A 7,970-nucleotide genomic window follows, 5' to 3' on the forward strand; every position below is an offset into this window, starting at 1 on the left:
CTAGGCAATGACGCCCGGGGAGGTGCTATCCATGGAACAGAAACTGCAAATTCTCCTCGACACGGTGCGCAAGTTGACCCGCCGCGGCGCTTACCCCAACCTGACCAAGGTTCTCGCCAAATCCCACCCTGCCGATATCGCGCACCTGTTCCGCTACCTTGACCTCAAGGAACAGCGCATCCTGTTCAACCTGCTCGATGATGCGGAAGTGTCGGCCTACGTCCTTTCCGAGCTCGATCATGCCACCGGCGCCCAGCTGCTCGAGCAGATCGACAAGGAAACGATCACCGAAGTTCTGCAGGAAATGCCCTACGACGACGCCGTTGACATCATCCGTAACATGCCTGAGGAGCTTGCCGAAGAAGTTCTCCAGATCATGAAGGATGAGCATTCGGATGAAATCGAGGAGCTGCTCAAATACGGCGAGGATACCGCCGGCGGCATCATGGCCACCGAAATTTTTTCCCTGCGCGAGGAAATGTCGGTCCAGGAGGCGATCGAGGCCCTGCAGGGCGCCGAAGACGTGGAGATGGTTTTCTACGTCTATGTCACCGACGAGTACAACCACCTGGTCGGCGTGCTGTCGCTGCGCCAGTTGCTGACCGTGCCGCCGTCGGCCCTGCTCAAGGACATCATGACCACCGAGGTGATCAGTGTCCGCACCGACATCGACCAGGAAGAGGTGGCGCAGCTGGTCGCCAAGTACAACATCCTGGCCATCCCCGTTGTCGATGACGGCAACAAGCTGATGGGTATCATCACTGTCGACGACGTCATCGACGTCATGCGGGAAGAAGCCACCGAGGATATCTACAAGATGGCCGGCTCCAGCGACGAGGAGCTGCTGTACGGCTACAAATCGTTCAAGATCGCCCGCTTGCGACTCCCCTGGCTGATCACCAACCTGTTTGGCGGGGTGATTACCGGCTACCTGATGTGGCTGTTCAAGGTAACGCTGAAGGAGGTCATCGCCCTGATCTCCTTTATTCCGGTCATTACCGGTATGGGCGGCAATGTCGGCGGCCAGTCGGCGACCATCGTGGTGCGCGGTTTTGCCACTGGTCGGATCGATGTCAATACCATGCGCCAGGTTTTTCTCAAGGAACTGCGGGTGGGGCTGATCATGGGGGTGGTGTGCGGGGTCACCATCGGCGTGGTGGCCTTTGGCTGGCATCACAACCCCTACCTCGGCGTGGTGGTCGGGATAGCCATGGTCACGGCCATGACCGTGGCGGCGACCATGGGGGTTATGGCGCCGGCCTTTTTCCACAAGCTCGGGGTCGACCCGGCGATCGCCTCTACCCCTTTTGTGCAGACGGCCAACGATATTACCGGCATCCTGATCTATTTCGGCACCGCCACCATTTTTCTCGATTACCTGAGGTAGGGACCTGGGCGGCATGATGCGGGAGCTGCGTTCCGAGGCGATTGTGCTGCGCCACCTCGATTACGGCGAATCGGACCGCATCGTCACTTTTTTCGCTCCCGGCTTTGGTCGGCTGCGGGGCTTTGCCCGGGCCGCCCGCAAGAGCCGGCGCCGTTTCGCCGCCTCTCTCGAACCCTTCGCCAGTGCGGTCCTGCACTGGTCTCCGGCGCGTGCCGGCGGACTGGTGACCCTCAAGGAGGCCGAGCTGATCGACCTGCGGGCCGGCCTGCGAACCGACCTGCCGGCCATCGCCCTGGCCGGCTACGCCTGCGAGTTGACGGAGGCGCTTTTTGCCGAAGGGGAGGCGCAGGACCTGGTCTACGACTTGCTGCGCGCCCTGCTCGATCATCTGTCCGCCTGTGGCGGGACGCCGCCGGCCCGACTCCTGTTTGAACTGCGCCTGCTCAACCTTTCCGGTTATATTCCCCATCTGCTGCATTGCGCTTCCTGTTTCGGCGGGTTGCCCGGGCCCGAAGTGACCTTTGCCGCCGGGCAGGGGGGGAGCCTTTGCCCGTCCTGTGCCGGAGGGGGCCGTTCGGTTGAGGTCGGCCTGTTGACCCTCGGTTCGGTCTCGAGGATTCTGCGCGGGCCGCTGACCGCTTTTGCCGAAATCCGGCTCAGCCCGCAGACCCTCGCCGAAGGCGAGCGGCTGGTCGCCGACACCTTGCGCTGCCACCTGGCGAAGCCGTTACGCTCGGCGTCTTTTCTGGAGCAGGTTCTGGCGGACGAGGCGGGCTGAGTGGCCCCTTTTGTCGGAGATTCCGGCTTGACATGCATCCTTAGGCGGGATAAACTTTCCGCTTTGAAGCCCTGTATACTGTATACAAATTAATCCGGGTTGGGCCGTCGTTTTATCCGACTTCTGCTCAGCTGTTGCCTGGAGGTAGCGTGACTTTTCAAGACCTGATTCTATCTTTGCAGAACTACTGGGCCAAGCAGGGGTGTCTCATCCAGCAGCCCTACGACATCGAAAAAGGGGCCGGCACCTTCAACCCCGCCACCTTTTTGCGGGTACTCGGGCCGGAGCCCTGGAAGGTCGCCTATGTCGAACCCTCCCGGCGTCCCACCGACGGCCGCTACGGGGAAAACCCGAACCGCCTGCAGCATTACTACCAGTTTCAGGTCATCCTCAAGCCCTCGCCGACCAATATCCTCGACCTGTACCTTGATTCGCTCAAGAGCTTCGGCATCGATCCCAAGGCGCACGACATCCGCTTTGTCGAAGACGACTGGGAATCCCCGACCCTGGGAGCCTGGGGGCTGGGCTGGGAGGTCTGGCTCGACGGCATGGAGATCACCCAGTTTACCTATTTCCAGCAGGCCGGCGGCATCGACCTGAAGCCGGTTTCCGGCGAGATCACCTACGGCTGCGAGCGTATCGCCATGTACCTGCAGGGGGTCGACAACGTCTATGACCTCGAATGGGTCAAGGGGGTCAAGTACGGCGACGTCCATCACCAGAGCGAAGTGGAGTTTTCAACCTACAACTTCGAAGAGGCGGATGTCGATATGCTGCTCAAGCTCTTCACCATGTACGAGAAAGAGTGTATCCGCCTGGTGGAGCGCGGCCTGGTGCTGCCCGCTTACGATTACGTCATGAAGTGCTCCCATTCCTTCAACATGCTCGACGCCCGCGGCGCGATTTCGGTAACCGAGCGCGCCTCCTACATCGGGCGGGTTCGTAACGTGGCGCGACTGTGCGCCGAAGGATATCTGCAGTTGCGCGAGAAACTCGGCTTCCCGCTGCTGAAAGGAGGCCGCTGATGGCAAAGGAACTGCTGCTCGAAATCGGTACCGAAGAAATTCCGGCCGGCTTTCTGCCCAAGGCGATGGCCGACATGCGCAACCTGATCCGCTCTGAGCTGGACAACGCCCAGCTCGGCTACGGCGAAATTACCACCCTGGCCACCCCGCGGCGCCTGGTGCTGGCGGTTGGGGAGATCGAAGAGCATCAGCCGACCCTGCGCACCGAAGCGATGGGGCCGGCCAAAAGCGTTGCGTTTGACGCCGAAGGCAAGCCGACCCGGGCCGGCGAAGGTTTCGCTCGCGGCCAGGGCGTCAGCGTCGATCAGCTGGTCATCGTTGCAACCGAAAAAGGGGAGTACGTCTGCGCCAAGAAAGAGCAGGCCGGCCGTCCTACCGCTGAGCTGCTCGGCGAAATCCTGCCGCGCCTGATCAACGCCATTCCCTTTAAAAAATCGATGCGCTGGAAAGACCTGGAGGTTCGCTTCGCCCGCCCGGTGCACTGGATCGTCGCCCTTTACGGCGGGGCCGTGGTTCCCTTCGGCTTCGGCAATGTCACCAGCGGCAACCAGTCGAAAGGCCACCGTTTCATGGCGCCGGACGCCTTCGCGGTGACCGACCTCGCCCAGTACCTGCAGGAATGCGAGCGTCATTTCGTCATCCCCGATCCGGAGAAACGCAAGGCGATCATCCGGACCGAGATCGAAAAGGCGGCCAAGGGGGCCGGCGGCAACGTGCTGCAGGATGAAGAACTGCTGGAGCAGGTGGCTTACCTGGTGGAGTACCCCAGCGCCGTGCTCGGCACCTTCAGCCCCGACTTTCTGCAGGTGCCCAGGGAGGTGCTGATCACCTCCATGCGCAGCCATCAGCGCTATTTTTCGCTGGTCGATGAGACCGGCAAGCTGCTGCCCGCCTTTATCACCATCAACAATACCCTGACAAAAGATCCCTCGGTGGTGGTCAAGGGGAACGAGCGCGTCCTGCGCGCCCGGCTCTCCGACGCCCGTTTCTTTTTCGACGAAGACAAGAAGGTCTCCCTCGACAGCCGGGTCGAATCCCTCAAGTCGGTGGTCTACCAGGCCAAGCTCGGCACCTCTTACGAGAAGATGGAACGCTTCCGGGAGCTGGCCGTCTCGCTCGCCGAGCAGCTTGCGCCGGCCCTGAAAGACAAGACCGCCCGCGCCGCCACCCTGTGCAAGGCCGACCTGGTCAGCGGCATGGTCGGCGAGTTTCCCGAGGTGCAGGGAGTGATGGGGCGCGAATATGCCCTGCTCGAAGGGGAAGATGCCGAGGTGGCCAAGGCGATCTACGAGCATTACCTGCCGATCCAGGCCGGCAGCGCCATCCCATCGTCCGACATGGGGGCGTTTGTCTCGATGGCCGACAAAATCGACACTATCTGCGGCTGCTTCGGCGTCGGCCTGATCCCGACCGGGACCGCCGACCCCTATGCCCTGCGGCGCAGCGCCATCGGCGTTCTCAACACCATTCTCGGTCGCGGCTACCGGCTGTCACTGCCGGCCCTGGTCGATCGCAGCCTTGAGCTGCTCACGGCCAAGTTGACCCGGCCCAAGGCCGAGGTGCGCCGCGATGTGGTCGAGTTTTTGCGGCTGCGCCTGGTCAACCTGCTGACCGGCCAGGGGATTCCGCAGGACGTGGTCGATGCGGTGCTGGCCGCGTCCTTCGACGACGTGGCCGATGCCCTGGCCCGGGTCAAGGCGCTGGCCGAACTGAAAGGGCGTGAGGATTTCGAGCCTCTCGCCGTCGCCTTCAAGCGCGTGGTTAACATCATCAAGGGCGGGGTGGGGACCCCGGTCGATGTTGCGCTGTTTGAATCGGCCTGCGAGGGGGCACTGCATGACGCCACCCGGCAGGTTGCAGTGCAGGTCGCGTCCCTGGTGGACGGTGGCGATTACGCGGCGGCCCTGCGCGCGATTGCCGGCCTTCGCGTAAGCGTGGACGCCTTTTTCGATGGCGTCATGGTCATGGCTGACAAGGAAGCTGTACGGACAAATCGCTTGGCCCTGCTGACCGGGGTTGCCAGGCTGTTTGAGGGGATTGCGGATTTCTCCCGGATTGCCGCTTAAGGCACGGGGTTGACCGTCACTTGGATGGGGTGTTAGGCCCCGGCTCTAAACTTTTCGAGGAGGAGAAGGTTGATGGCTGTGAAGTATGTGTATTTCTTCGGTGACGGGAAAGCCGAAGGCAAAGGGGACATGAAAAATCTGCTCGGCGGCAAGGGTGCCAACCTGGCGGAAATGACGTCGATCGGCCTGCCGGTACCGGCCGGTTTCACCCTCACGACGGCAGTCTGCACCGAGTTCTACAAGAACGACCGGCAGTATCCGGCGGAACTCAAGAAGCAGGTTGATGAAAAGCTCAAGCAGGTTGAAGACCTGATGGGCAAAAAATTCGGCGACCGCCACAACCCGCTGCTGGTGTCGGTGCGTTCCGGCGCCCGCGCCTCCATGCCCGGCATGATGGACACGGTGCTCAACCTCGGTCTCAACGACGAAACCGTGCAGGGGATCATCGAGCAGAGCGGCGACCCCCGCTTCGCCTACGACTCCTACCGCCGCTTCATCCAGATGTATGCCGACGTCGTCATGAATGTCGACGGCGACATCCTCGAGCATCTGCTCGAGCAGATGAAAGATAAGCGCGGCGTTGCGCTCGACACCGACCTGACCGCCGACGACCTGAAAGAACTGGTTGGCCTGTTCAAGAACCAGGTCAAGGAAGAGCTTGGCCGCGAATTCCCCGAAGACCCCCAGGAGCAGCTGTGGGGAGCAATCGGCGCCGTGTTCGGTTCCTGGATGAACCCCCGCGCCAACACCTATCGCCGGCTCAACAACATTCCCGCCGAATGGGGGACCGCCGTCAACGTCCAGTCGATGGTTTACGGCAACATGGGTGACGACTGCGCCACCGGCGTGGCCTTCACCCGCGACCCCTCCACCGGCGAAAACTACTTCTACGGCGAGTACCTGATCAACGCCCAGGGCGAAGACGTGGTCGCCGGTATCCGCACGCCGCAGCCGATCAACAAGGTTAAGCACAAGCCGGGCGACCTGCCGGCCATGGAAGACGTGCTGCCCGACTGCTACGCCCAGCTGGTGAAGATTCGTGAAATCCTTGAGACGCACTACAAGGATATGCAGGATATCGAGTTCACCATCGAGAAGCACAAGCTCTACATGCTGCAGACCCGCAACGGCAAGCGTACCGCTCAGGCCGCGGTCAAGGTCGCTGTCGATATGAAAAACGAAGGGTTGATCAGCGACAAGGAAGCCGTGCTGCGGGTTGAGCCGGCTCAGCTCGACCAGCTGCTGCATCCGTCGCTCGACCCCAAGGCGCCCAAAACGGTGATCGCCAAGGGGCTTCCGGCTTCACCCGGTGCGGCCTGCGGCGAGGTGGTCTTCTCCGCCGACGAGGCGGAAGAGGCGGCAAAGATCGGTCTCAAGGTCATCCTGGTCCGGGTTGAAACCAGCCCTGAAGATATCCACGGCATGCACGCCGCCCAGGGGATTCTCACCGCCCGCGGCGGCATGACCTCCCACGCGGCGGTCGTTGCCCGCGGCATGGGCAAGTGCTGCGTCGCCGGCTGCGGCGACATCACGGTCAACTACCGGGCCCAGGAATTCACCGCTAAGAACGGTACGGTGATCAAGAAGGGGGATATCATCACACTTGACGGTTCCACCGGCGAGGTGATCAACGGCCAGGTGCCGACCGTGCAGCCCGAGCTGACCGGTGATTTCGGCCAGCTGATGGCCTGGGTCGACAAGTACCGCCGGCTCAAGGTGCGCACCAACGCCGACACCCCGCACGACGCCAAGGTCGCCCGCCAGTTCGGCGCCGAAGGGATCGGCCTCTGCCGCACCGAACACATGTTCTTCGAAGCCGACCGCATCATGGCGGTTCGCGAAATGATCCTGTCCGACGACGTCGACGGCCGCAAGCGGGCCCTGGCCAAAATCCTGCCGATGCAGAAAGGCGACTTCATCGGCCTGTTCCGTGAAATGAAGGGGCTGCCGGTCACCATCCGCCTGCTCGACCCGCCGCTGCACGAATTTCTGCCGCAGAAGGAGGCCGAGATCGACGAACTGGCCAAGGTCATGAACGTGACCTCCCAGATGCTCAAGACCAAGGTCGATTCCCTGCATGAATTCAACCCCATGCTCGGTCATCGCGGCTGCCGGCTCGGGATCACCTTTCCCGAAATTTACGACATGCAGGTCCAGGGGATCATGGAAGCGGCCTGCGAGCTGATCAAGAACGAAGGTTTCTCGATCATTCCCGAGATCATGATCCCGCTGGTCGGCGAGGTGAAGGAGCTGGCCATCCTCAAGGCCAACGCGGTGCGCGTTGCCGACGGCGTCATCGCCCGCTACGGCGTCAAGGTGGAGTACCTGATCGGCACCATGATCGAACTCCCCCGCGCCGCCCTGACCGCCGACGAGATCGCCAAGGAAGCCGAGTTCTTTTCCTTCGGCACCAACGACCTGACCCAGACCACTTACGGTCTGTCCCGTGACGACGCCGGCAAGTTCCTGCCGTTCTACGTCGAAAGCGACATCTATCCCAACGACCCCTTCGTCGCCCTCGACCAGGCCGGGGTCGGCCTGCTGGTGCAGATGGGGTGCGAAAAAGGGCGGGCCACCCGCGCCAACATCAAGCTCGGCATCTGCGGCGAGCACGGCGGCGAGCCGTCGAGCGTTATCTTCTGTCATAAGATCGGTCTCGACTACGTTTCCTGCTCCCCCTTCCGGGTGCCCATCGCCCGGCTGGCCGCGGCCCA

The 7,970-nt window shown here is 62.2% G+C and carries 5 protein-coding genes; all 5 read left to right on the forward strand.

Annotated features, from left to right (window positions below):
• Positions 1-31: 31 nt before the first annotated feature.
• Positions 32-1,387 carry a magnesium transporter gene (mgtE, locus tag ABYV89_RS12145; RefSeq protein ID WP_432823221.1) on the forward strand — a complete coding sequence of 452 codons (1,356 nt, stop codon included), beginning with the start codon at positions 32-34 and terminating at the stop codon, positions 1,385-1,387.
• 13 nt (positions 1,388-1,400) lie between these two features.
• A complete protein-coding gene (recO, locus tag ABYV89_RS12150) occupies positions 1,401-2,165 on the forward strand; it encodes a DNA repair protein RecO (RefSeq protein ID WP_432823222.1) in 765 nt (254 codons plus the stop codon).
• 149 nt (positions 2,166-2,314) lie between these two features.
• Positions 2,315-3,190: a glycine--tRNA ligase subunit alpha gene (gene glyQ / locus ABYV89_RS12155; RefSeq protein WP_432823223.1), complete on the forward strand. Its 876-nt coding sequence runs from the start codon at positions 2,315-2,317 to the stop codon at positions 3,188-3,190.
• Positions 3,190-5,256 carry a glycine--tRNA ligase subunit beta gene (glyS, locus tag ABYV89_RS12160; RefSeq protein WP_432823224.1) on the forward strand — a complete coding sequence of 689 codons (2,067 nt, stop codon included), beginning with the start codon at positions 3,190-3,192 and terminating at the stop codon, positions 5,254-5,256. The genes glyQ and glyS overlap by 1 nt, the downstream gene beginning before the upstream one ends.
• A gap of 72 nt (positions 5,257-5,328) precedes the next feature.
• On the forward strand, positions 5,329-7,970 hold a 2,642-nt coding region (gene ppdK, locus ABYV89_RS12165; RefSeq protein WP_432823225.1), incomplete at its 3' end, for a pyruvate, phosphate dikinase.

The organism is Trichloromonas sp. (assembly GCF_041583255.1).
Classification (GTDB): Bacteria; Desulfobacterota; Desulfuromonadia; order Desulfuromonadales; family Trichloromonadaceae; genus Trichloromonas.

Excerpts from the sequence above, each read along its gene's own strand:
- mgtE (WP_432823221.1), top strand. The coding sequence starts at position 32 with ATGGAACAGAAACTGCAAATTCTCCTCGACACGGTGCGCAAGTTGACC.
- recO (WP_432823222.1), top strand. The coding sequence starts at position 1,401 with ATGATGCGGGAGCTGCGTTCCGAGGCGATTGTGCTGCGCCACCTCGAT.
- glyS (WP_432823224.1), top strand. The coding sequence starts at position 3,190 with ATGGCAAAGGAACTGCTGCTCGAAATCGGTACCGAAGAAATTCCGGCC.